The organism is Roseibium sp. RP-7, assembly GCF_053005225.1.
On the sequence record NZ_JBRKQA010000001.1, the window covers coordinates 1,743,198 to 1,767,496 of the forward strand.

24 protein-coding genes are annotated in these 24,299 nt (G+C 58.2%); 19 read left to right on the forward strand and 5 right to left on the reverse strand.

Features of this window, described 5'->3' with window-relative positions; genetic code table 11:
• The first annotated feature begins 179 nt into the window (after positions 1–179).
• From ACVDG9_RS07915 to ACVDG9_RS07950, 8 genes are all read left to right on the forward strand, one after another.
• Complete coding sequence (locus tag ACVDG9_RS07915; RefSeq protein ID WP_062489402.1) at positions 180–2,762, forward strand: ABC transporter ATP-binding protein/permease; 2,583 nt, start codon at positions 180–182, stop codon at positions 2,760–2,762.
• 99 nt (positions 2,763–2,861) lie between these two features.
• The gene (locus ACVDG9_RS07920; protein ID WP_006931293.1) at positions 2,862–3,320 is read left to right on the forward strand and encodes a cyclic nucleotide-binding domain-containing protein; all 459 of its coding nucleotides are present in this window, start codon (positions 2,862–2,864) and stop codon (positions 3,318–3,320) included.
• Between the two features lie 10 nt (positions 3,321–3,330).
• Positions 3,331–4,155, forward strand: coding sequence for an MBL fold metallo-hydrolase (locus tag ACVDG9_RS07925; RefSeq protein WP_022997784.1), 825 nt, complete (start codon positions 3,331–3,333; stop codon positions 4,153–4,155).
• A 495-nt stretch (positions 4,156–4,650) separates the two neighbouring features.
• On the forward strand, positions 4,651–5,802 hold the full coding sequence (locus ACVDG9_RS07930; RefSeq protein ID WP_022997783.1) for a helix-turn-helix transcriptional regulator: 1,152 nt from the start codon (positions 4,651–4,653) through the stop codon (positions 5,800–5,802).
• A gap of 99 nt (positions 5,803–5,901) precedes the next feature.
• On the forward strand, positions 5,902–7,257 hold the full coding sequence (locus ACVDG9_RS07935; RefSeq protein WP_447237690.1) for an adenylate/guanylate cyclase domain-containing protein: 1,356 nt from the start codon (positions 5,902–5,904) through the stop codon (positions 7,255–7,257).
• Positions 7,258–7,386: 129 nt separating this feature from the next.
• Complete coding sequence (locus tag ACVDG9_RS07940; protein WP_447237691.1) at positions 7,387–8,181, forward strand: SDR family NAD(P)-dependent oxidoreductase; 795 nt, start codon at positions 7,387–7,389, stop codon at positions 8,179–8,181.
• Positions 8,182–8,380: 199 nt separating this feature from the next.
• Positions 8,381–8,875, forward strand: coding sequence for a hypothetical protein (locus tag ACVDG9_RS07945; protein WP_447237692.1), 495 nt, complete (start codon positions 8,381–8,383; stop codon positions 8,873–8,875).
• Entirely contained in the window at positions 8,868–10,109 is a 1,242-nt protein-coding gene (locus ACVDG9_RS07950) for an HlyD family secretion protein (protein WP_022997779.1), read from the forward strand. The genes ACVDG9_RS07945 and ACVDG9_RS07950 overlap by 8 nt, the downstream gene beginning before the upstream one ends.
• A 55-nt stretch (positions 10,110–10,164) precedes the next feature.
• On the opposite strand, the gene ACVDG9_RS07955 is transcribed toward ACVDG9_RS07950, so the two are convergent.
• The gene (locus ACVDG9_RS07955; RefSeq protein WP_022997778.1) at positions 10,165–10,554 is read right to left on the reverse strand and encodes a VOC family protein; all 390 of its coding nucleotides are present in this window, start codon (positions 10,552–10,554) and stop codon (positions 10,165–10,167) included.
• Between the two features lie 100 nt (positions 10,555–10,654).
• On the opposite strand from ACVDG9_RS07955, the gene soxR reads away from it, so the two are divergent.
• On the forward strand, positions 10,655–11,119 hold the full coding sequence (gene soxR / locus ACVDG9_RS07960) for a redox-sensitive transcriptional activator SoxR (protein ID WP_447238295.1): 465 nt from the start codon (positions 10,655–10,657) through the stop codon (positions 11,117–11,119).
• A 59-nt stretch (positions 11,120–11,178) separates the two neighbouring features.
• Here soxR and ACVDG9_RS07965 read toward each other — a convergent pair whose 3' ends face one another.
• The gene (locus tag ACVDG9_RS07965; protein ID WP_022997776.1) at positions 11,179–11,436 is read right to left on the reverse strand and encodes a YjhX family toxin; all 258 of its coding nucleotides are present in this window, start codon (positions 11,434–11,436) and stop codon (positions 11,179–11,181) included.
• Positions 11,437–12,270: 834 nt separating this feature from the next.
• Here ACVDG9_RS07965 and ACVDG9_RS07970 point away from each other — a divergent pair.
• Entirely contained in the window at positions 12,271–12,573 is a 303-nt protein-coding gene (locus tag ACVDG9_RS07970; protein ID WP_055658779.1) for a hypothetical protein, read from the forward strand.
• Positions 12,574–12,592: 19 nt separating this feature from the next.
• Here the strand turns inward: ACVDG9_RS07970 and ACVDG9_RS07975 are convergent, their stop codons facing one another.
• Positions 12,593–12,835 carry a DUF6455 family protein gene (locus tag ACVDG9_RS07975; protein WP_022997773.1) on the reverse strand — a complete coding sequence of 81 codons (243 nt, stop codon included), beginning with the start codon at positions 12,833–12,835 and terminating at the stop codon, positions 12,593–12,595.
• A 255-nt stretch (positions 12,836–13,090) separates the two neighbouring features.
• On the opposite strand from ACVDG9_RS07975, the gene fliK reads away from it, so the two are divergent.
• The 5 genes from fliK to ACVDG9_RS08000 all read left to right on the forward strand — a co-directional run bounded on the left by fliK (position 13,091) and on the right by ACVDG9_RS08000 (position 18,869).
• The gene (gene fliK, locus ACVDG9_RS07980) at positions 13,091–15,643 is read left to right on the forward strand and encodes a flagellar hook-length control protein FliK (RefSeq protein WP_447237693.1); all 2,553 of its coding nucleotides are present in this window, start codon (positions 13,091–13,093) and stop codon (positions 15,641–15,643) included.
• 13 nt (positions 15,644–15,656) lie between these two features.
• Positions 15,657–15,941, forward strand: coding sequence for an EscU/YscU/HrcU family type III secretion system export apparatus switch protein (locus ACVDG9_RS07985; RefSeq protein WP_055658789.1), 285 nt, complete (start codon positions 15,657–15,659; stop codon positions 15,939–15,941).
• Between the two features lie 353 nt (positions 15,942–16,294).
• Positions 16,295–17,776: an Asp-tRNA(Asn)/Glu-tRNA(Gln) amidotransferase subunit GatB gene (gene gatB, locus ACVDG9_RS07990; protein ID WP_022997767.1), complete on the forward strand. Its 1,482-nt coding sequence runs from the start codon at positions 16,295–16,297 to the stop codon at positions 17,774–17,776.
• A 4-nt stretch (positions 17,777–17,780) separates the two neighbouring features.
• Complete coding sequence (locus ACVDG9_RS07995) at positions 17,781–18,176, forward strand: GFA family protein (RefSeq protein ID WP_447237694.1); 396 nt, start codon at positions 17,781–17,783, stop codon at positions 18,174–18,176.
• Positions 18,177–18,248: 72 nt separating this feature from the next.
• Complete coding sequence (locus ACVDG9_RS08000; RefSeq protein WP_447237695.1) at positions 18,249–18,869, forward strand: LysE family translocator; 621 nt, start codon at positions 18,249–18,251, stop codon at positions 18,867–18,869.
• Positions 18,870–18,992: 123 nt separating this feature from the next.
• Here the strand turns inward: ACVDG9_RS08000 and ACVDG9_RS08005 are convergent, their stop codons facing one another.
• Both ACVDG9_RS08005 and ACVDG9_RS08010 read right to left on the reverse strand, forming a co-directional pair.
• Positions 18,993–20,159, reverse strand: a complete 1,167-nt coding sequence (locus ACVDG9_RS08005) for an MFS transporter (protein ID WP_447237696.1) — start codon at positions 20,157–20,159, stop codon at positions 18,993–18,995.
• Positions 20,159–20,896, reverse strand: a complete 738-nt coding sequence (locus ACVDG9_RS08010; protein ID WP_209168816.1) for a 3-oxoacyl-ACP reductase family protein — start codon at positions 20,894–20,896, stop codon at positions 20,159–20,161. Before ACVDG9_RS08010 ends, ACVDG9_RS08005 begins: the two co-directional genes overlap by 1 nt.
• A 100-nt stretch (positions 20,897–20,996) precedes the next feature.
• Between ACVDG9_RS08010 and ACVDG9_RS08015 the strand changes: the two genes are divergently transcribed.
• From ACVDG9_RS08015 to ACVDG9_RS08030, 4 genes are all read left to right on the forward strand, one after another.
• Positions 20,997–21,608, forward strand: a complete 612-nt coding sequence (locus tag ACVDG9_RS08015; protein ID WP_447237697.1) for a TetR/AcrR family transcriptional regulator — start codon at positions 20,997–20,999, stop codon at positions 21,606–21,608.
• Positions 21,609–21,994: 386 nt separating this feature from the next.
• Positions 21,995–22,675 carry an amino acid ABC transporter permease gene (locus ACVDG9_RS08020; protein ID WP_062489369.1) on the forward strand — a complete coding sequence of 227 codons (681 nt, stop codon included), beginning with the start codon at positions 21,995–21,997 and terminating at the stop codon, positions 22,673–22,675.
• Positions 22,672–23,382, forward strand: coding sequence for an amino acid ABC transporter permease (locus tag ACVDG9_RS08025; RefSeq protein WP_055659542.1), 711 nt, complete (start codon positions 22,672–22,674; stop codon positions 23,380–23,382). Before ACVDG9_RS08020 ends, ACVDG9_RS08025 begins: the two co-directional genes overlap by 4 nt.
• Positions 23,383–23,421: 39 nt before the next feature.
• Entirely contained in the window at positions 23,422–24,210 is a 789-nt protein-coding gene (locus tag ACVDG9_RS08030) for a transporter substrate-binding domain-containing protein (protein WP_022997759.1), read from the forward strand.
• Positions 24,211–24,299 lie beyond the last annotated feature (89 nt).

Consider the following 24,299-nt stretch of genomic DNA (forward strand, 5'->3'; position numbering starts at 1 on the left):
GGCCCTTGTCACGTGCGGATATTTCTTGACAGGGGACTTTCGACAAGGAACGGTCTGCGGACCCTTTTAAAGCGGTTGTGGCAAATGTTAATCCCGGCTGGCGCAACTAACTCGGATCGCTAATATACCAAATATGATCTGCTTGCACATATTTGATCCTTGTCTGTTTGGATGAGCTTATGGAAAAGAGCCTTTTCGGTTTTATTTGGAAATACAGCGCCAGACAGCAAATCTTCATCCTCATGGTCACCGTACTCACATATCCGGTGGTCTATGTCCTTCTCGAACTGCCAAAACTGATTGTCAATGATGCCGTCCAGGGAGACAATTTTCCTCGGACGATCCTTGGCGTCGATTTCGATCAAGTTCCATATCTTCTTCTTCTGTGTTTTGCCTTCCTGTTTCTGGTCGTCGTTTCGAACGGGCTGAAATTCTACCTCAACGTCTACAAGGGACGTCTCGGCGAACGCATGCTCCGGCGCCTGCGGTTCGAGCTGTTCCAGCGGGTGCTTCGCTTCCGCTTGCCGCATTTCAGAAAGGTCAGTTCGGGCGAAATCATTCCGATGATCACATCGGAAGTGGAGGATGTCGGCGGTTACATTGGTGAAGCCTTTGCGCTGCCGGCCTACCAGGGTGGCATGCTGATCGTTCAGATCGGCTTCATCTTCATGCAGGACCCGCTACTGGGGCTTGCTGCCATCAGTTCCTATCCCATCCAGGGCTATGTGATCCCGCTTCTGCAGCGCAAGGTGGTGCTGTTGTCCCGGCAGCGGGTGCGCAACATCCGCGTCATTGCCGACAAGGTTGGCGAGAGCATCACGGGCGTTGCCGAAATCCATGCCAACGACGCGGCGGCCTGGCATTCGGCGGATATCTCCGACCGCCTCTACGAGAACTTCAAGATCCGGTATGACATCTTCAACCGGAAATTCCTGATCAAGTTCCTGAACAACTTCATGAACCAGTTGACGCCGTTCTTCTTCTACCTGATCGGCGGGTATCTGGTCATTCAGGGCAATCTGAGCATCGGTGCCCTGCTGGCGGTCATCGCGGCCTACAAGGATCTGGCTGGCCCCTGGAAAGAGCTGCTTTCCTTCTACCAGATGACTGCGGACGTCAGCGTCAAGTATCAGACTGTTGTCGAAAACTTCGACCCGTCGGATATCTATGACAAGGAGCGCCTGACATCGGACGATACGGTCGACCTTTCCGGCGACGTCAAGCTCGAGAATGTCAATTTCTCCGGCGGTGCGGCCGGGCAGGAGGTTGTCGACGTTTCGCTGACCGTTCCCTCCGGCAGTGCTTGCGCGATTGTCGGTCCGGACGGATCCGGAAGGTCGGAGGTCCTGCAGCTTGCCGCCGGGCTCGTTGCGGCCGTCTCCGGCAAGGTCTGCATCGGCAGCCACGATCTCGACAAGCTGACAGACGCCACTCTCGGCCGGCAAATCGCTTATGTCGGCGGGGCAGTGCATGTCTGGACGGGAACGATCCGGGACAACCTCTATTACGGTCTGCGCCACCGTCCGCTCGTTCCGCCCCAGCGGGAGGGGGAAAGCCTGAAGAACTACAAGCGGCGGCTTGCCGAAGCCAAGGAAACACGCAACCCAACGTATGACCTTGCGGCCGATTGGGACGATTTCGCTGCCGCGGGTGTCAGCAACGAGAGAGAACTCGACACTAGGGCGCTTGAACTGCTCGAAACCGTCAAGATCGACAAGGACATCTATCGGCTCGGTCTGCAGTCGCGGTTCGACCCGACCATGGACGACGGCTTTGCCGACAAGATCCTGAACGTGCGCAAGGCACTCGCCGAGCGCATTGCCCACGAACCCGAACTTGGTGGCCTGGTCGAGCTGTGGCATCGCGATCGCTTCAATGCGAGTGCCAGCCTGGCGGACAATCTGTTCTTTGCCGTGCCGGCCGATCCGGAAATCACCATGGACCAGGTGCCGGACCTCGATGAGGTCAAGGCCTTCCTGGCGGAAACGGGCTTCGATCAGAAGCTTCAGCAAATCGGCCTCAAGATTGCCGAAACCATGCTGGAACTGTTCTCCAATGTTTCCGGCGACAGCGGTCTGCTCGGGGCTTACTCCTTCATCACGCTGGATGAGATTCCGGATTTCGAGCGCATTGTCCGTATCGCCAAGTCCGATCAGCCGCGCCCGGGCCTGACAGACGCCGATCGGTCACGTCTGACCGGGCTGGCCTTCAAGCTGGTCCCCGCCCGGCATCGTCTGGGTGTCATGACCGACGAATTGAAGCGCGATATCATCAGTGCCCGCCAGACGTTCCTGGAAGAGGTCGTCAAGAACAGCGACAACTTCGTTGCCTTTGATCCGGATGTCTATCTGCCGCCGCTGACCATCGAGGATAACCTCCTGTTCGGGCGTGCACGCGTCGATCGCCGGGATGCCCGACGGCGTATCGACGATGTTATCCGTACCATTGTCGAGGAAACCGGTTTGCGGCGCCCGATCATCTATGCGGGCTTCGGATACCACGTCGGTGTGTCCGGTTCGCGCTTGTCTGCCGGCCAGCGCCGCAAGATCGCACTGGTCCGCGGTCTTCTGAAAAACGCAAAAATCACCATATTGGACGATATCGCCACCGGTATGACGGACGAGGACAAGACGCTTCGCGAAGGCTTGAGGCAAATCCTGTCCGGCAAAACATTCCTGTTCGGCACGTCCAATGCCGAAATAGCAGCTGAATTCGATCAGCGCTTCATTCTGGATCAAGGACGGCTTTCAGAAAAAGGGTAAGACGGTGGGTGTGACAATAGGTGGGCAACCGGTCTGCGGGGACCGGCCGGGCGATTCGGTTCGGTCGGAGCAAAAAAACAACGGGCGCGGGAGAAGAAGATGACACTTGAAACCGAAGTCGAGGCACTCCGTAAGGTGCCATTGTTCCGCGGGATCGATGAGACCAAGCTGAGGCTTCTGGCCTTCATCAGTGATCGGACCGAGTACCCCTCCGGCGAACGTCTTTGCTCTCAGGGAGAAGAAGGCGATTGCGCCTTCATCATCCTGTCCGGCGATGCGGATGTTCTGGTCGACACGCCTGAGGGCGAAAAAAAAGTAGCGCAGGTTTCGGAAAATTCAATTGTTGGCGAAATCGCTATTCTGTGCGACGTACCAAGAACCGCGACACTGGTCGCAGCGAATGACATGGATGTTCTCACTGTTTCGAAAGACGATTTCTTGAAACTATTGAAAGAATTTCCGGATATCTCGCTGGAGGTGATGCGGACACTGGCGCTGCGGCTTGAACGGACGACCCGGGATCTTGCCGACGCACGTCGAGGGGCTGCCAGCGGTTAGGGAGTAACACGTGGCTGAGGAATTTTCGCTTCGTTGCTGGGGCGTCAGAGGGTCCACCCCGACGCCGGGGTCGAGCACACTCCGCTATGGCGGCGAAACGTCGTGTTTCGAGATCCGGGCCGGCGACGCACTGGTTCTGGTCGATTGCGGTTCCGGCGCTCGAAACCTGGGCGTGGAAATCTGCGGGTGCAAGACACGAACCTTCGATTTGCTCTTCACCCACACCCATCTCGACCACATCTGCGGTCTTCCCTTTTTCAAACCTGCCTATGATCCGAGCTTCTCCGTCACTGCCTGGGCCGGACACTTTCAGGACGAAACCAGCCTCGTTGACATCGTCAGCCGGATCATGTCGCCGCCGATCTTCCCGGTAGCGGCCAAGACGTTGAAGGCGGTCGAGTTCAAGTCCTTTAATGCCGGAGACCTGATACCGCGTACCGATGATCTCGTCATCCGCACCACGCGGCTTAACCACCCCGGCGGAGCGTGTGGTTACCGCTTCGAATTTAAGGGCAAATCGATTTGCATCATCACGGATCACGAACATGGCGATCCGGAAATTGATGCAGCTCTACCTGATTTCGTGCGCAACTCCGACGTCATGATCTATGACGCCATGTTCACTGACGACGAATACGACACCTACAAGGGCTGGGGACACTCAACCTGGCAGAAGGCTGTCGAGCTGGCAAAGGCCGGCAACGTAAAGACCCCCGTTCTCTTCCATCATGATCCGCGCAGGTCCGACGACGAGCTCGATGAAATCGGTCTCGCCGCTCAAAACGCTTATCCCGGAACACTGGTCGCCAGCGAAGGCATGACCCTCAAGCCGTAAGCGCCGCCCTGCCAGACAAGCCTCGTTTCAATAATAAAAAAAGGGCGGCTCAAATAGCCGCCCAAAAAATCAATAAGGCTTAAAAATAGATCGATCGCCGGTTGCTGGAATGCGGGAATCCCGAGATTGCCGCCGGAAAACAAACGCTTGTGACTTGAAATGCCGTCACTCGTGCCTGCCGGATACGATCAATAGTTGTTTACAGGGTGTAGGAATTACTTGCATGGTCCATTTGGACTATAAATATGTATTTTCCGCAGCTGGGGAAGGGCGGATGGTTGGCCAGTATTTGGAAGTTTGCCGGCCTCTGCAGACTGGCGTGATGACGAAATGGTCGGAACTTGATCAATGTTAAAGCGCTGCCTCCGGTTTTTGCATATGTATTGAGATGGAGCTTCGCGAGGCGGAGCGCGCTTATCGGCGGCTGAAGCGTCAATCTGGTCTGCCCGATTTCGTTTACTGGCGTGATGCCGCAAGAACTCCCGGGGGGAAGGGTTGGCTGTCGCAGCAGAAGAATTGATTAGGCTGTCGAACCTTGCTGTATCGGCGGCACTGGATCCTGGGCGGTGGCAGGTTTTTCTCGACACGCTGAGCTGCAGCCTTGGTACGCGCGTATGCACGCAGCTGATCGGCTACGACGACCTGACCAAAGCCACACCGCTCACCTTTTCGTCAGGATACGACCCGTACATTCTGGAACTCTACGACGAGCACTACGCGGACAAGAACCCGTTTGCTGCCAACTTTGCCACCTGCAAGGTGGGAGACGTCGTATCAACCCATCAGCTGTGCCGACCCGAAACGCTGAAAAAGACCCAGTTCTACGCCGACCTTTTGTTGCCGCTTGAAGATATTACCGGTGGCGGTGGTTCGATGCTGGCGCTGGATGGCGATCGCATGTTTTTGCTCGGTGGCAACATGCGCTCGAAAGATCGCGACAAATACGAGGACGACTGGCTTCGGCTGTGTGCTCAACTCGCCCCGGTCATCCGTCAGTCATTGGAAATCAATCGGACCATCTCCGGACTGACCTTCGAGAAATGGGCTGCTGAACAGCATCTCATGGGATCTGGGACGGCGATTTTAGTGATCGATACCGCGATGCGGATCCACTATGCCTGCGCGGAGGCGCAAAAGCTCCTGGCCTCAGGCTCTCTTGTCGGTTGTGGTTTCGACAGGCGTCTGCATTTCCGGTCCGAAGAGGATCAAGGCAGGTTCGCTGGCTTCGTGCAGCTTCAGTCCATGAGTGGTTACGATGTGTTTCGGAACTGGCAGGCAACGGATGGCAGAGGCAGGAACTGGACCTGTCGCTCAATAGGTTTGCAACTGGGGGATCTGGACAAGACACCCTTCGGTGTTTTCATGAACAAGGCGGTCTCTGCGGTACTTCTGGCGGTCAGGCCCGAAGCCGGCAGCGATACGTTCCTGGCTCAAATGCAGAAGAAGCTTGGTCTCAGCCCGGCAGAAGCGGCAACGGTCCTGAAGCTCGCAGATGGCCGGACACCGGCGGAAATAGCCCAGGACCGTGAGATCAGCATTTATACCGTGCGCAACCAGATCAAGGCAGCGCTTTCCAAGACCGGGTCGCGACGTCAAGCCGAACTTGTGCGCAGTATTGAGCAATTGCGTTTGCAAGGCAGCCGGTAAGGGCCTGCTCACGTCCACTCACTTTACCGCGGGGTCGCTTGCGCAATCCGCGGTGCCGGTGGAAAATCCGCGCACGAGCAACGTCTTATCGGCGGCGAGATGACCACCATAACCCAGACACTGCGTTACATCCTGCAAGGCGGACCTCCGGATACCGGCATTCCGGAACGGGTCAGGGCCGAAATCCGTGCCCGAGAAGCGTCCTCCGAGCGCCTGATAGGCTGGGTCCAGCTTGGGCTCGTGCTGTTTTTCTCACTGCTTTACGCCATTGCACCAAGGGCTGAGGGATCGGCCGGTTTCAACTTCGTGCCTATTGCCCTTGCAGCCTACTTTCTGTTCACCGTCCTTCGGCTTGTGCTGTCGTACAGGTTTGAATTGCCGCGCTGGTATCTGTTTGTGTCGATCGGTGTCGACATGGCCCTCCTGGTCGGGTTGATCTTTTCGTTTCACATTCAATATGGCCAGCATCCGACGTTCTATCTGAAGACGCCAACCTTGATGTATGTCTTCCTCTTCATCGGGCTCAGGGCTTTGCGGTTCGATCCGCGTTTCGTATTGACCACAGGCCTTGTGGCGGTCACTGGCTGGCTCGGACTGGTGTTTTATGCGGTGTTCGCAGACATGGACCACATGCGCGTGACCCGTAATTATGTCGACTACCTGACGGGCAACACCATCCTGATTGGTGCCGAGCTGGACAAGACCATGGTCATTCTGGCCGTGACGATAATCCTGTCCGTTGCTCTCTACAGGGGACGGTCGATGCTGTTCGAGGCTTCGAAAGATCACGCGGCTGCAATGGATCTGAGCCGCTTCTTCTCGCCGGAAGTTGCGGCCTCAATCACCGGAGCGGACACGGAGTTGCAGGCCGGCGAAGGAAGCTTGCGCGATGCCGCCATTCTTTATGCCGACATCCGTTCCTTTACGTCCACCTCCGCGACTCTGCCTCCGGAAACTGTGCTGGCGGTCCTGGCCGAGTACCAGAACCTGGCGGTTGATGTGATCGTTGAGGAAGGAGGACGGGTAGACAAGTTTCTGGGTGACGGCATCCTGGCAACCTTCGGCGCTGTCTATCCCTCCACGACCTACGCCGCCGATGCGCTTCGGGCTGCAAGACGTCTGGTGGAAACCGTGGAGCGGGAACAGCAGCGTTTTCGGGACGCCGGCTGGCCGGGACAATTGCGCATTGGAACAGCGGCTGCCGCCGGGCCGGTCACGGTCGGTGTGATCGGTTCCAGGGAGCGCCTGGAATTCACGGTGATTGGTGATGCCGTCAACTGCGCTGCCAAGCTGGAAGACGCCAACAAGAGCCAGGGAACCAAGGCGCTGACAGACAGGGCGACGTTTGATCTGGCCGTTGCACAGGGGCACGACCTGCCCTTGATCGAAGCAAGGTCGGATGCGGCAGTCCAAGGTATCAAGCGTCCTGTCGACCTGGTGGTTCTGGCCAGATAGGCCGTCGGAGGCCCGCCGAACTGCCTTTTTGGTCAATACCGAAACACTTGACCGAACCGTCAATCTGGGCCAATTTGCCTTCAAAATTGACCTAATCGTCAATTGAGTAGATTAAATTCATTGATTTCAATGAATTGTACCCGTTTGGAGGTTTCTGTGAAACTGGACTCAACACTTTCAGCCATCGTGACAGGCGGTGCATCCGGGCTCGGAGCCGCCACCGCGCGCATGCTCGCGGCCGAAGGCGTCAAGGTGACGCTGTTCGATCGCAATGCCGGTCAGGGGGAACAGGTCGCCGCAGAAATTGGCGGTGTCTTTGCCGATGTCGATGTGACTGACCAGGCGAGCGTCGAAGCCGGTTTCGAAAAGGCACGCGCAGCCCACGGTCAGGAGCGGATCCTGGTCAATTGCGCGGGTATTGCACCGGTGGCGAAGACGACGTCTCGCGGCGAACCTCACCCGATGGACATGTTCGAGAAGGTGATTTCCGTCAACCTGATCGGGTCTTTCCGGTGCCTGTCGATTGCAGCAACGGGCATGGCCGCGCTGGAGCCCGTCACGGCGGACGGTGGGCGTGGTGTGATCGTTTCCACGGCTTCGGTTGCTGCCTTCGATGGCCAGATCGGTCAGGTGGCCTATGCAGCCTCCAAGGCAGGGGTCGCAGGAATGACGTTGCCAGTCGCCCGTGACCTTTCCAAGTCAGGCATTCGTGTCATGACGATCGCACCGGGCATCTTCGAGACGCCCATGCTGTTGGGTCTGTCACAGGAGGTCCAGGATTCGCTTGGCCAGCAGGTTCCGTTCCCCTCGCGCCTCGGCAAGGCGACCGAATATGCGAAGCTGGTCAAATCCATCTGCGAAAACGACATGCTGAACGGCGAAACCATTCGTCTCGACGGCGCAATCCGCATGGCGCCCCGCTAAAACCGCTGTTTGCGGGGGCTGCTGGAGCGGCAAGAAGAACGGATCTATCCGGTTGGTGGCCGAAAGGCTGTGGCCGGATAGGTTGTGTCAAAGTCCTCCAAAGTCATACTTTTTCATACGCATGATCGGAAATCCCTTTTAAGGTTACGCGACTGTTTCTGCCACATCAGGCGGAACGAGGGCGTAAGGGGGAATTCCGATGGCGGAAAATATGCACGAGCTTGCTCCGCATCATCTGCCGCCTTTCATGCCGGCTGCGGACGGTGGTGATTGGCTTTTTACTGTGATGCTGGTCGTGCTGATTTTCGGCGGGATCCTTGTCGGGGTGTTCTATCTGCATCTGCATTCGATCCCCGAACGGCTTGCCCACAAACATGGGCGCATGCAGTTCGAGCTTGTTGCGGTCCTCGGCCTTCTGGCTCTTTTCACACATAACAACATCTTCTGGGTCGCAGCGCTTCTGCTCGCCTTCATTCAGCTTCCCGATTTCTGGACACCGCTGGAATCGATGGCCCATTCCCTGAGTCGTCTGGCTGGAACGGGTGGTGTTTCGTCCGAAACCTTGGTCGAGCATGACCTCGAGCAGGAAGAGCAGGAGCTGGAACCCGGCATGAGTGCGTCGGACGAACCACCGCCAACTCCAGCCGATCATTCCACTGCATCGACAGCCGAACAGGAGAACAAACATGTTTGAGCTCCTGTTCTGTTCCCTTCTCACCATATTGCCCGACTATCTGATCCGCAGATATGTTCAGGGCAAGCGCATCGGCCGGGAAATAACGCTCTATTCGGTCTGGTTCGAGCTGCGCTACGGCATCGTGCTGTGCCTGATGCTGACCGTGTCCCTGATAACGCTGATTTTCTATTTTCATCCAACGGCAACCACGGCGGTCTCGACATTCCGGACCATTCCGATACTGCCGGAAAGTTCCGGCAGGGTCGTCGAAACCTTCGTGCCGCGTGAGCTTGAGGTGGACATCAAGGCGGGTGACCCGATTTTCAAGCTCGACAGCACGCGTCAGGAAGCGGATGTCGTGACTGCGCAGCAGCAATTGGTCGAAATCCAGGGAGAGCTTGCACTGGCCCAGAGCGAACTGGCTGTTGCCAATGCCCAGACCGAGCAGGCGCAGGCAGCACTGAAGCAGGCGCAGGACGAGCTCGACACGAGGCAGGAGCTCTTCACCCGCAATGCCAATGTCGTGAGTGAACGGGACATCGAAAAGCTGCAGAACGCAGTGGATGCGCGAACCGGCGCACTGCGCGCGGCGCAGTCCAATCAGGAGCTCATCCAGACCAAGATCACGGTATATCTGCCCGCGCGCCTGAAAAGCGCGGAGGCCAGATTGCACGAGGCGCAAGTGGAGCTGGAGAAGATGACCGTCTACGCCGGTGTGGACGGCACCATGAGCCAGTTCATCCTGCGTCCAGGTGACATCGTCAACCCGATGATGCGGCCTGCAGGCGTGCTAATTCCCACGGATGCACAGCGAGAGCGAATCGTTGCGGGCTTCGGCCAGATCGAGGCCCAGGTCCTCAAGGAAGGAATGGTGGCGGAAGCGTTCTGCGGAGCCGTACCTTTCACCATTATTCCGCTGGTCGTGACAGAAGTGCAGTCGCAGATCGCTTCCGGACAGATATCAACCTCAGGCCAGCTTTTTGATGCCGCTCAAAGTGTGAAACCGGCAACGATCACCACCTTGCTGGAACCGCTTTACGAAGACGGCCTGGCTGACTTGCCACCGGGCGCAATTTGCACGGTCAACGCCTACACCAGCAATCATGACCGTCTGTCGTCGGGCGAACCGATTGGAACCGGTGAGTTCATCTTCCTGCACGTGGTCGACACGGTCGGTCTCGTCCATGCGATGATCATTCGGCTTCAGGCGCTGCTGTTCCCGATCCAGACGCTGGTGCTGACGGGCCACTAGAACAAAAACATCCCGGCGGGACGGTGGGAAACCGTCCTGACGGGGTGCGTATCATTCACTTCTTGTAGCTGACCACTTCAAACTCGATGCCATCGTCATCGTCGAAATAGAATCTGCGGCCCGGCTCGTAGTCGCCGTGATTGTGCGTGTGATAACCATCGGCCTTGATTACTGCTTCGGTTGCGTCGATGTCGTCGACGACGACCGCGATGTGGTTGAGCCCACCGTGGTGGCTGTAGCTGTCTCCGGAAACCTTGCTGGTTGTACCAGGCGGTGAATAGGCTGCTACGTAGCTGGTTTCGTTGCCGATGTGATACGTCGTGCCGCCGCCAAGGCTTGCACCTTTCCAGCGAACCTTCCAGCCGAACCAGCTTTCCAGACGTTTGGCGGTCGCTTCCGGGTCACTGACCGTGACGTTCACATGTTCCAGGAATGCACTGCTCATCTCGGTGTCCTTTCAGGGTTTGACCTTTTGTGGACACCAGACATAATTCCTCAACCTTAGTTGAGGTCAAGAGAGACGAGGCGATATTTTGACGAAGGTTATGAAAGGCACCGATCTTCTAACCATCGGGGATCTGTCCGAGCGGACAGGGCTGTCCGTTTCGGCGATCCGGTTTTACGAAGAGAAGGGACTGGTGCTCCCAAGCCGGAACGCTGGCGGTCAGCGGCGATTTTTAAGGGCTGACATCAGGCGCCTGTCCTTTGTACTGGTCGCGCAGGAATTCGGGTTCTCGATTGCGGAGATCGCGGCGCAGCTCCAAAGGTTGCCGGAGGGGCGGGCACCGACCAAGGCGGACTGGACAAGGATCAGCAGAGATTTCCGATCACACCTTGATCGGAAAATCGAACGGATGACCGCCTTGCGCAACAAGCTCGATGGCTGCATCGGCTGCGGATGCCTGTCTATGAAAACTTGCCAGCTCTACAACGCTGGAGACGCGGCAGCCAGCAAGGGACGTGGGCCCCGCTTTCTCCTTGGCGATCGTCCGGATTTCGCCAGGGACTGACTCACAAGTGGCTTTGGGAAAGTTGCCGGGACGCCAACAGGCTGTCCCGGCTCCTGACTTCACCTGTTGTCCAGTTGAGCCCTCACACGTTTCAGACCCAGCGGTGTGATCCGATACGGGCCGCTGTTCCTGGAGGCGATCAGCCGTTTGTATTTCAGCTTATGGAAAAGCTGTGGTGAGCAGCCGCCCCAGAACCAGCCTTCACGGGTGACGGTTTCATGTTTGATGACACGGCCATCCTCATCCTTTTCCAGAAGGATATAGCCGCCTTGAGCCAGCAGGTGCAGGACCCGCTGCTCGGCTTTGGAAATGTCCATTGATTTGAATTTGCCTGAAAGTATGCACAGATCTTCAGTCACCGCAGCTAATCGCCTGCAGTGCTGATGTGACTGGCCCCGACTGACGTCAGCCGGGGTCTACCGGGACTGTTGCAATCCGCGCATAAAACCTCTCAGTTGGTGGGAAGGCCCTTAGCACACGCTGCCAAACGCGACAACGCGCCGAGGCTCAATGCAGCGGTGAGGCTGGGTGATTTGCAGAGGCTGTTGCAAATCTGCTGCGATCTGGAAACGCAGGATTTCGATTTCCTGGTTCGGCCGGGCGAAATGCTTCAGCTGTGTTCAGCCGGCCAGTAGCCGTTGTCGGGGTTGCGGGAAACCGCGATGGCCTCGACATCCCGCGAGCCGCAGGAAGCGCAAGTAAGTGTTTCGCTCAAGGACGAGACTTTCTGGTCTCCGGTGAACCGTGAAAAGTTCATGTAACGGAACCGGCCACAGTGATTGCACAATATGGCAAGGCGTCGATCGGTCTTGAAGAGGGTGTCGACTGTTGGGTCGTCTGTTTCAATAGATGAGAGTAAAGTCATGGCCTTTAAAACTTATTTTAAGGAATGGAAGCTGCCAGAGGCAATGCATGTCAAATACTTGTATTCACAAAAGTAGCACAGAGTTTTGCTGTACAAAACCGTTTAAATTTAGGTGAGCTGAGGGTCATGTCCCGGCTTCTTGCCAGGGAAATGGGACTGTTTCATTCAATTACATGGCTTTACGGCCAACTGCTGAGACGAGACTGCAGCAATTTGCCGCCGGACTTATGTCCTTAAACTTGGAAACCGGCTCGCATTTTGTCCCGCACAAGGCTATGAGGAAGCCATGATGACGCTTTCAGAAACCTGGTACGACCTCTTCGGCCTTGCTGGCCTGTTCAACCCGTTTGCGCTGCTGATCGGCGGGTATCTGGGGTGGAAGGCCGACCGGCTGCAAAAGCTCTGGATCGCGGGATTCGCGGCGGCAGCGCTGACGCTCATTCTGGATGTGGCGATTGGCGCGCTGCCCGTGCCGCAGCCTTTTGCGCATGATGCCGGTGCGCTGGCTGTCTTTCCGTTCCGCTTTGTCGGCGGTTTGATTGCGTCTGCTGTGACCTATTGGCTCAGCCGCCGCGTGAAGCGCGCCTGAAGCCGGTGCTGCCGCGTTTTCAGCTGTCGATCCAGCTGTTGAACAGGGGAGCGTTGGGGCAGTTCGGCAGGGCTTCATCCGCGCCATCGGGATGGCTTTCAAGCCAGGCACGACAGGCTTCGGTTTCGCTGCAGTTGATGCATCGATAGGCGGCAGACCTTAGCGCCGCACCCGTGTGCACACCGGTCGGGACGTGGTTCATCGCGCCGATTGTGTCCAGCATCCTGCCCATCAGTTCCGCGCGCTCGTTGAGGCGATCCATCCAGTTCAAGCCGTTTCTCCTTCCGACGGGACATGTGCAGACATTGTCTGCCAAGGCCTTCTGTCTCTTGATGCCGCTCTGGTTTCCGGCACCGGTTATGAAGGACACAATGCAGCAGAAACACCTGCGTTACCTTGATCAGGGTCAACTCTGGGCAAGCATTGCGAAACCAGCCATACTGCAGGTTCATGATTCTGAACCCCTGCCAGGCCGCCTCCTGCAATTCGGAGCGCCGCAACACCTGGAGACGGTGGGATGGTTGAAACGGTAAGCGCCTCGCCGCTGCCCCAGGCAACCGGCAATGGCACAGTAGCTCAGGGACTTGTGCCGGGAACGGAACTCAAGGCCAAGGTTGAGGCGAACCTGCCGGGTGGTGTGGTGCGCCTTGCCACACCCGACGCAAAGCTGGAGCTGCGCGTTCCTGCACCACTTCCTGAAGGCGGCGAGGTTACGGTTACCGTCAGCGGCTCCAAACAGCAGCCTGCGATCCTGATCACTGTGGGCAAGGAGCAGCCGCAGCAGCAACCTTCCGCGCCGGCGACGGCTTCTCAAGGTCAGGCGTCGCAAGCCCAAGCATCCCAAGCCCAAGCATCCCAAGCTCAGGCACCCCAAGTACAGGCGTCAAAAGGCCAGACCGGCCAGGCTCCTGCGCAATCCGAATCCGGAGCGCCCCTGCAACCGCAACCTTCAACGGCGACCGCCTATCCGCGGCCGTCGCCGGTTCTGGCGCATCTGGTTCAGGTCCTTTCGGTCAACACGGCTCCGGGCCAGACTGCCGGCAATCCCCAGACCTTGCCGCAGACACCTCTGCCGGGGGCGTCTTCGCCAACCAGCACTCCACCGGCGGCCGGCGGCGCGCAGCCTCCGACTTCAGGAAACGTCGCAACCGTTCAGCCTCTTCCGCCGACAGAGGCATCTGGACAAACAATCGCTGGAGCGACACCTCCGGCAGCGGTTTCTCCGCAGAACTCGGCGCCGACGCAGCCTGCTGCTGCCCCGTCCCAGGGTTCCGCACCTGCGCCAAATGGCCTTTCGGGTGGGCCCGCGCAGCCGCAAGTCGCTACCGCACCACCGGTGGGCACGCCATCTTCCGGGATCTCTCAACCGGGACAGCCTGCACCTCCGGCAGGGTCTGCGGCCGGACAAGTGCCGTCGGGGGGAGGCGTACCAGTTCCGGCTGCTACCGGACAAGGTGCGGCGAGCCTGTCGAACCTGACCGGTGGACAACCGGTTTCGCAGCCGGCAGCAGTTGCCTCAACGGTTACAGGCGTGCCCACGCAACCCGGAACATCGGTGAACCAGCCCGTAGCGAACGCTGCCGCAGTTTCACCTGCCGGTGCTTCTGTTCAGGCGCCGCCGTCCACGCTTTCAGCAGGCACGCTGGCTACGCCAGCACCGCCGCCTTTACAAGGTAACCCGGCAGCTCCAGTGGCGGCTCCTTCAGGAAACGTGCCTGCGCCTGCCACAAGCGTCCCTGGTGTGCAAAGTGCAGTCCCCGGAACGTCGCCCGGTCAGGTTCCGGCAAGTGCAGGGGCCGGAGCGCCCGTATCAAGCACAGTGCAGGCAAATCCCCAGTCGGGAGGACCATCAGGACCAGCGCCTGTCCAGGGCTCGCAATTGGCATCAACCGCCGCGGGGGCGGGTGCAAACTCCGCTTCTCCTCCAGCTGCAAACCTGCCTGGCACAGGCGTGCCCAATCAAGCCACAGGGCAGTCAAACGGCGCATTTCAGACAGTTGGAGGACAGCCCGTAGTCCTGACGCGAACGGCGATCCCTCAGACTTATCCTGCATCCCTTGGTGCATCCGTGCCGGCTGCGGGAGCCCCGAACCCAACCGCGCAGGCTCCAGCGGTGGGTCAGCAGCCGGTCAATAAGATTGCCGAATTGCTGAAGCAACCGCTCAGTGAGCAGCAGGCCGGCCTTGGGAGCCTTTTCGCCCAGATCGGAAGCCTGATGTCCGCGCAGAACAGCGGGAACGTTTCTTTGCCGGATCCCGTGGTCAAGGCAATGCAGCAGATCCTTGGTCTACGCTTGTCGTCTGCCCAGGCACCGACCGCGCAGGATCTGCAACAAGCCGTAAGATTGTCCGGACAGTTTCGCGAAGCACAATTGTCCATGCCTTCCGGAGCCCAGCCGCAGGGCCAGGTCGCGCTGCCGGATTTGAAATCCGCCCTTTTGTCGTTCAAGGCACTGCTTCACCAGTTGGGTGCCCGCTCTGAAATCACCCATCCCGCAGGACAGCCTCCGGCGCCATCCCGGCATGGTGCACCACAAGGCCAGGCGCAACAGACCAGCAGCGGGTTCTGGGCAGGAGCTGCTTCGCAAAATCTGCAGGCACTTCTGAAGGAAACGGATTCGGCCCTGGCGCGCCTGCGGCTGACGCAGCTCAGCAATACGAAACTGTCCAGGGACGATGGACCGCGCGCAGCGTCCCGTCCGATGGATCTTGTGGTTGAACTGCCACTCGCGTTTGGCAATGAAACGGCCGTGATGCAAATGCAGGTCGGCCGCGATGGAGCCGGAAACCAGGAAGATGATGAGGGGGAACCCGCCTGGCGGCTGCGGTTTGCACTCGATCTGACCGCGACAGGACCGCTGGAAGCTGCCATCAGTCTGCGCGGCGGCGGTACCTATGCCAGCTTGTGGGTTGATCGCAAGGAAACCTTCGACAGCCTGAACGCCGTTCGCGAAACCATGGAAGCCGCTTTTGCCGATGCGGGGCTGGACCTTCAGGAACTGCGGCTGATCCGGGGGCTCCCACCCAGAACAGCGGCCAAATACGGCGCATTGATCGACAGGCAATCGTGAGACGGAACCGACAATGAGTGAAAAGGACAAATCCGGGAAGAAGCTTGCGGTCGCACTGCAATATGAGAACGAGGGCGCTCCCGTTGTTACCGCCAAAGGCGCGGGCTCCATGGCTGAACAGATCGAACGTCTTGCGCGGGAAGCAGGCGTGCCGATTGAACAGAACCCGATGATGGCGGAGGCCCTGTCGCAGATTGAGGTCGACCAGGAAATTCCGATCGAGCTTTATCAGGCGGTCGCCGTGCTGATCGGCTTCATCATGCGGACTGGCCAGGCCAAGCACCCGCCGCAGAAATGATGGTGCAAGGCCGAGTGTTGTCGCGCTGACAAAGCAATTGCCACTGTGACCTTCCGTTGCACGCGTGTTGGTCGTGCTTCCTGGCTCTGGAAATGATCAGGCCGGGGGTGGCATTACGCTCGTCCGTGACGGCACGGATGCTTGTTGCAACGCTTCGCAATGGGCGATTGCCAGGCAGGCAGACAGGAAAGGCGCGTCCTGCTGTGCGAAAGCTGACGCTTCAGGCAAGGAAAACCTTGCAGCCAGGACAATTCCCGACTAGGTCATCAAACGGCTACAAATTCGCGCCGCAGCATGTCTTTCCAGCTGGTTGACCAGACGCGAAATCAAAACGAACAGGATTTTTGACGACTATGACGATTGTCGACGTACGCACACCCGATCCGAAGAAATTCATCAAGGGCGCGACGGGCGATTGGGAAATCGTGATCGGTATGGAAGTCCATGCCCAGGTCACGTCCGAAGCCAAGCTCTTTTCCGGCGCCTCAACGGAATTCGGCAAGGACCCCAACGATAACGTCAGTCTCGTGGACGCGGCCATGCCGGGCATGCTGCCGGTGATCAACGAGGAATGCGTGCGTCAGGCGATCCGCACCGGCCTCGGTCTCAAGGCCGAGATCAATCTGAAGTCCGTGTTCGACCGCAAGAACTATTTCTATCCGGATTTGCCGCAGGGCTACCAGATCTCCCAGTTCAAGCAGCCGATTGTCGGAGAAGGCAAGATCCTTCTCGACATGCCGGACGAACAGGTCGAGATCGGTGTGGAGCGCCTGCACCTTGAGCAGGACGCCGGCAAGTCTCTGCACGACCAGCATCCGACCATGTCTTTCGTCGACTTGAACCGTTCCGGCGTGGCGCTGATGGAAATCGTCTCCAAGCCGGATCTCCGGTCTTCCGACGAGGCAAAAGCCTATCTGACCAAGCTGCGCACCATCCTGCGCTATCTCGGCACCTGCGACGGCAACATGGACCAGGGGTCCATGCGCGCCGATGTCAACGTTTCCGTCCGCCGTCCGGGCGGCGAATTCGGCACGCGCTGCGAGATCAAGAACGTCAACTCGATCCGCTTTGTGGGCCAGGCCATTGAATATGAAGCTCGTCGCCAGGTCGCACTGCTTGAAGACGGCGGCTCCGTCGATCAGGAAACCCGCCTGTTCGATGCTGTGAAGGGCGAAACACGGTCCATGCGGTCCAAGGAAGAAGCGCATGACTACCGCTATTTCCCGGATCCCGACCTGCTGCCGCTGGAATTCACGCAGGCGTTCGTCGACGAACTCGCACAGCACCTGCCGGAACTGCCGGACGACAAGAAGAACCGCTTCATGGGCGACTATGGCCTCACCGCCTATGACGCCGAGATCCTGATTGCCGAAAAAGCTTCTGCCGATTTCTTCGAGGAAGTCGCCAAGGGCCGCGACGCCAAACTGGCTGCCAACTGGGTGATCAACGAGCTCTTTGGCCGCCTGAACAAGGAAGGCAAGGACCTTTCGACCAGCCCGGTTTCCGCGGCGCAGCTTGGCGGTATCGTCGATCTGATCAAGGACGGCGTCATCTCCGGCAAGATCGCCAAGGACCTGTTCGAGATCGTGTGGACCGAAGGTGGCGACCCGGCGAAGATCGTCGAAGAACGTGGCATGAAGCAGGTGACCGACCTTGGTGCGATTGAAGCCATCGTCGACGAAATCATCGCCGCAAACCCGGACAAGGTTCAGCAGGCAATCGCCAAGCCGGGTCTTCTCGGCTGGTTCGTCGGCCAGGTGATGAAACAGTCCCAGGGCAAGGCCAACCCGCAGGCCGTCAGCGACATGCTGAAGCAAAAGATCGGTCTGGAATAAGACCATGAGCGGTGAGGGGACAGCACCGAAAGTCGAGCTGCCCATCACCGGTTCCTGCCATTGCGGGGCGGTGTCTTACGAAATGAAGACACCGCCTCGACACGCCGTTGAATGCAACTGCTCCATCTGCCGCCGACTGGGCACCATCTGGGGGCATGGCGAAGCTGGCGATATCGAGATCAAGGCGGCACCCGGAGCAACGCTCAGCTACGTCTGGGGCGACAAGGGGCTGGCTTTCCACAGCTGCAACACTTGCGGCTGCACGACCCACTGGCAAAGCCTGTCGGCTGAGTTTCCCGATCGGTTGGCAGTCAACCTCCGGCTTGCACCTCCTGGAACCATCGAAGCCATCGGGCTGCGTCACTTCGATGGCGCGGATAGCTGGACCTTTCTGGACTGAATGCACGTTGCGTGCTCTGGTCGGGCCGAAGCGCTGCTGCGCAAGCAATGCCATCCACACCTGGGAGGGGTAATGAACGAGCATCTTGCGAGCCTTTTTCTGGCTCTCGGCATCTTCTCTCTTGGTTTCATCAGCATTGGGCCAAACATCCTCGCCATCATCGGGACGTCGATGGAACGCGGTCGCAAGTCCGGCACCCAGCTCGCTTTGGGTGTAGGCGCAGGCTCCGGTCTATGGGCAACCTTTACTGTTGCCGGACTGACTGCCCTGATTGCCGCTTATGCCCAGGCCGTTACCGTTCTGAAGATTTTCGGGGCGGCCTACCTGTTGTGGTTGGCATTCAAGGCATTCCGTGCGGCTTCAAGGCCGGCCAACGCAATGCATGTGATCGGTGCAAGGGGACGCAATCTGTTCCTGCAGGGGCTCGCTATTCAGATGACCAACCCGAAGGCCGCACTGCATTGGATCGCGATTGTCGGGATAGGCCTGGGCGCTGATACGCCACTGTGGGTCGGTCTGCTGCTGATTGGCCTGAGTACGGCAATTTCCATCATCGGGCACGTCGCCTATGCAGTGACGTTTTCAACGGCACCCGTCATCCGCTTCTATCGGCGCAGTCAGCGCTGGATAAGCGCAACGCTGGGCGTCTTCTTCTCCTTCGCAGCCTACAAACTGGCTACATTCCGACCTTGAGTGGAAAGACCTCGCTGCCGGCTGCCTCTTTCAAGCTTTCGGGCCAATGTCCACTGAAGCTCAGTGGACATGACTGTTCAACAGCCAACAGGTTTTCGGTGACGTTCTGTTGGTGCGCTTGGTTCAGATCCGGTCTGCGGCCTCCGGGGCAGGTGAGTGAAACCGCTTGGGCAGGGCTGCGAGCAACATGACCGTTGCGATACACGGTATTGCAAACAGTACTGCAGTTGCGCTCATTGAGGCAACGCCACCCGTTTCAAGCATCCATCCGCCCACGAAGGTACCGAGTGCAATGCCGACATTGGCGGCTGCAATGTTCATGGATGCCGCGAAACTCTTGTGATCAGGCCCTGCCGTCATCACGCGCACCTGCGACAGCACGAAGCCGGCAGCGTGGGCCATGCCCCAGGCAATCAGGACAACTGTCAGAAGCAGGGCGGGAGCAGTCGCCAGAAGGCCGAAGACCAAGGCTCCGCCTGAAACAAGCAATGGAACGACAATTGCACCGGCCAACGCATGGTCGGCAGTCCTGCCACCGACCCAGTTCCCGGCGAGGCCGGCTGCACCGAAAACCAGCAGCGCGATGGACATCTGGTCTCCTTCAAGCCCGGCGTTGGCCAACAGGCTGGTGAGATACGAATAGCCAGCGAACATTGCCGAGAAAACGCAGACAGACAGAAAAAGCTGACAGAGAAACGATCGACGGCGAAGCAGGGAAAGCGCGCTGGCTGTCTTTGCCTGGAAAGGTGGCAAGTGAAGCCTCAGATTGGCGAACAGCAAAGCCACTGACAACAAACCAAGGCCTGCGACAGGGGTTTGCCAGCCAAACCGTTCTGCAAAGAATGTTCCGCAAGACGGCGCTAGGACGACACCGAGCGTAACGCCGATATAAACTTTCGCGACGCCTTTGCCGGCGCCATACACCTGGGAGAGGTGAGAGCTTGCGAAACTGATGTAGACCGGCAATGCTGCTCCCTGAGCGACCCGGAGAGCGGCGGCAAGCTCGAAATTCGGCAATACGATCAATATCAGGTTGGCGGAGTTGGGCAGCATCATCCAGCCGAGCACCTTCGCCGGAGAGGTATCAGACAGATACGCGGAAAGGAACGGCGCGGCGAGGGCGGAGCCAATGGCAAACCACGTCACCAGCCAGCCGGATTGCGAGGGTGTCATGTCCAGCTGCGCCGACATTGCAGGCGCAAGGCCGATGACGACGAACTCCGTCGCCACCAGCACCAGTGCCGACAGCCCGATTGTCAGGGCTGTGACTTTGGAAGAACCTCTTGTCATCAAGCGTTGGCACCATTGTCGATCAACCAGTCCGCTCCTGTAACAGACTGTGCAGCGTCCGAGGCGAGAAAAGCGACAACATTGGCAATTTCTTCAGGCTGTGCATAGGCTTGCCGCGCCATGAGGGCCCGTTGCCCGTCGGCAAACGGACCGTCGGCAGGGTTCATGTCCGTATCTGTGGAGCCCGGATGCACGGCATTTACCGTTATCCGCCGGGAGCCGAGATCACGCGCAAGCGCATGGGTCAATCCGGTGACACCTGCCTTGGTTGCGCTATAGGCCACCAGTCCGGCCATGGGCGCCTGAGCGGCAAGATTACTGCCGATCGAGATGATCCTGCCGCCGTCCGGCATGTGCGTGACCGCGGCTTTTGATGCAACGAACACTGCACGAAGATTGACCGCCAGGGATGTGTCGAAGTCCTCCAGGGACAGTTGGTCGACCGGGCCAACGAGAAAGACGCCGGCGTTGTTCACCAGAATATCGATCTTTCCGAAGGTGGATGCAGCCTTGTTGATCGCGTCCTGCAACTCATTGGCCTTGCTGTTGTCGGCGCGAATGGCCAGTGCCTTGCGGCCCGTCTTTTCGATCGCCGCAACCGTCCCTGCGGCCGCGTCCTCGTTTGACGCATAACTGATCGCTACATCAGCTCCATCCTCGGCGAGCTTGCGGGCGATTGCTGCGCCGATGCCCCGACTTCCCCCTGTCACGAAGGCTGTTTTTCCAATCAATGTCATCGTCGATTCCTATTTTGTAGTGATTGATACAAAATTAGATGGACTGCTTGTGTTCAAGGGTCAAGTAATTTATTTATCGATCGATACAGAAAGGGTTTGAATGGCAACGAGAGGCCGTCCGAGAAAATTTGACCGGGAAGAGGCTCTTGAACGGGCGATGCGTGTTTTCTGGTCGAAGACCTACGAGGGAACATCGCTAAGCGATCTGACATCGGCCATGGGAATAAACACGCCCAGCCTTTACGCTGCCTTCGGCAGCAAGCAGGAGCTTTTCCGCGAAGCCCTGGCTCACTACGTCGAGAACTATCACAACGGTATCTGGACCGGTTTGGAAGAGGCCCCCTCAATTTTCGATGCGGTCCGGACCTTCCTGACACGCTCTGCAGAAGCCTATTGCATGACCGGACAACCACCTGGCTGCATGGTCGTACTGGGAGCTCAACACAGTTGCACCGAGGACCAGTCCGTTCCGGCGGGCTTGAGTGAGATGCGGAAGAACAATCTTCTCCAACTGCAGGCACGCATCGAGCAGGCAAAGGAGGAAGGTGAACTTCCCGGTGACTTCGATGCCGCAGCCGCGGCAACGATGCTCTTCTCGATGCAAACGGGAATGTCGGTTCTGGCCCGTGATGGCGTGTGCGAGGACGCCTTGCTTGCTGCAGCCGACCAATGTGTCGAGGCTTTCAGGGCAATGGCAAACCAGCCCCGATAACAGCGGTTTAGCAAGCCTGTCGCATCCATCGAGGCAGTGTCCATCAGGGAAGCGGTCCAGATTAATCGTCCAGGCATCTCCCGCGGCCTTGAAGTCGTGATAGCTGCACGATGCACAGCCTCAACCCGGTGCCTGATCAGGTTTCTAGCTAGCTCGGTATCTGGGTGACCACCGGTCATGCCTGGTTGTCAGGTCGGACTGCCTTGTAATTTTGCCCAATATCGAGGCAAGTGCCTCCGTTGTTCGCGCATCACTTAAGTTCAGCTGCAGGTTCACGGCGAACGCCTGCAATTCTTTCCTTTGGCACAAGCCTTGCTCTTCCAACTCTGGTTTGAACCATTGGAAGTTTTTGATGAAGCACGGCCTTGTTTCTCTGGTTGGTATCAATGTCCAACCTTAGATTTTTCGAGATCTACCGGAATCCGGAATATTTGTGGCTGCTCGCCAAGGGTGCATTGATCAGCGCTGCGCTGACAATCGGCGGCGGCATCCTGGGGTTTCTCCTCGCTGTGCTGCTGGCGGCAGTCCGCCACTACAGGGTGCCGGTTCTTGCCCAACTGGCGGCGGCCTATGTCGAATTCATCCGCAACACGCCATTGATCGTGCAGATGTTTTTCGTCGCCTTCGGTTTACCGCTGCTTCTTGGGTACCAATGGCCCTTCTGGGCCCATGCGCTGCTGGCACTCTCCATCAATTTTTCCGCCTATTTTGCGGAGATCCTGCGCGCGGGCCTGGCGTCCCTCGGCGCGGGGCAAACGGAAGCCGCCGATGCGCTCGGTCTGCCGCGCTGGCTCAGCTTCGTGAAAGTGTGCCTGCCGCAGGCAGTTGCCGCCATGTATCCTTCGCTCAACAGCCAGTTCATCTTCCTGTTCCTGACAACCGGCATCATTTCGGAAATCGGCGTGACGGACCTGACATGGGCGGGTCTCTTCATCGACAGCCGGAATTTTCGCTCGTTCGAGATCTTCTTCACCCTGACGGTGATCTACCTGTTGATGTCACTGGGTTTCAAAACCCTTCTGGCGCTGCTGCATGACCGGTTGTTCAAATGGAAGGTGGTTCGATGAAAGACGCCTTCGTCGCCATCCTTGGCAAACCATTCGGCATCGTCCTGTTCCAGCTTCTGGAAGCCACCCAATACACGATCTATCTGTCTCTGATCGCTTTCATCGGTGGGGGCTTGATCGGCGCATGCGTAACCGCTTCGCGGGTTTCACCGGTCAAGATATTGCGGAAGATCTTCACCGCCTACACCTGGCTGTTCCAGTCAGTGCCCTTGCTGATGCTGCTGTTTCTGCTCGGGCTGGGTATTCCGCATCTTTTCGAAATCCAGATTGACCCGTGGCGAGCGGCCGGCATTGCCCTGACGCTTTATACAAGCGCCTACCTGGCCGAAGTCTGGCGCGGGGCACTGACGGCCATACCGGCAGGCCAGCATGAAGGCGGCAAGGCGCTGGGCATGACCTTCGCCCAGATCATGTTCCTGATCATTCTGCCACAGGCGTTTCGCCTGGCCATTGCGCCCACGGTCGGCTTCATGGTGCAGATCATCAAGGGCACGTCGCTTGCCTATATCATCGGCTTTCACGACCTGATGACGGTCGGCAAGCGCTGGGCGAACGCGCCCGTGCCGGGCACCCAACCCTTCGTCATCTATCCGCTGATGGCGATGATCTATTTTTCTCTTTGTTTTCCGTTGTCTGTGTGGTCGCGGCGCCTTGAAAAGCGCCTCGGGTCCACATCGTCCAAGGGCGGGGCTGCCGCTGCCGCCTGACAAATCGCGCTTCAAGAACAACCGAAGGAGGGTCGCGTAATGTTGAAAAAAATTTTGGGGCTGACAGGCTTGGCAGTGTCTGCCGCATTGATGATTGCTAGTCCTGCATCTGCAGAGCTGAAGGACATTCTGGAAGCCGGCAAGATCAAGATTGCTACACCGGAGAATTTTCCGCCTTTTGGCTCGCTGGGCAGTGAAGGCGAATATGAAGGCTACGATATCGACGTCGCAAAGATGATCGCGGAAGACCTTGGCGTGGAGCTGGAGCTGGTGCCCGTCACGTCCAAGCAGCGCATTCCATTTCTGGAAACCGACAAGGCCGATCTCGTGATTGCAACACTCGGCGCCAATCCGGAACGCGCAAAGTCGATCTGGTTCTCTCACGCCTATGCTCCGTTTTTTTCCGGAGCCTTTGCCAAGCCTGACGTGGCCGTGTCCACCATCGCGGATTTTTCCGGCAAGAAAATAGCCGTGACCAGCGGCACGCTTGAAGATCTGGCAATCACGGCGGATGCACCGGAAGATGCGGAGATCATCAGGTTTGGCGACAACGCCGCCACCATTGCAGCTTATGTTTCCGGCCAGGCCGACGTTATCGTGACCGGCAACATGGTGGCTTTGGGCATTTCCAATGACAACCCGGACTTCAATCTGGAAAACAAGTTCATCATCGCAAATTCGCCGTCTTTCATCGGTGTGAAGACGGGTAACATCGACCTTCTGCAATGGGTCAACGTTTTCGTTCTGCACAAGAAGCTGAACGGCAAGCTGGGCGAGCTGTCAGAGAAGTGGCTGAAGACGCCGCTGCCGCCTTTGCCTGCACTTTAAGACCTGCCGGCTGAACGCTTGAAGCGCGCGGCGTCGAGCCGCGCGTTTTTGTTTTCGCAAGGGAAAATGCGAGGTTACAGGCTTCTGAA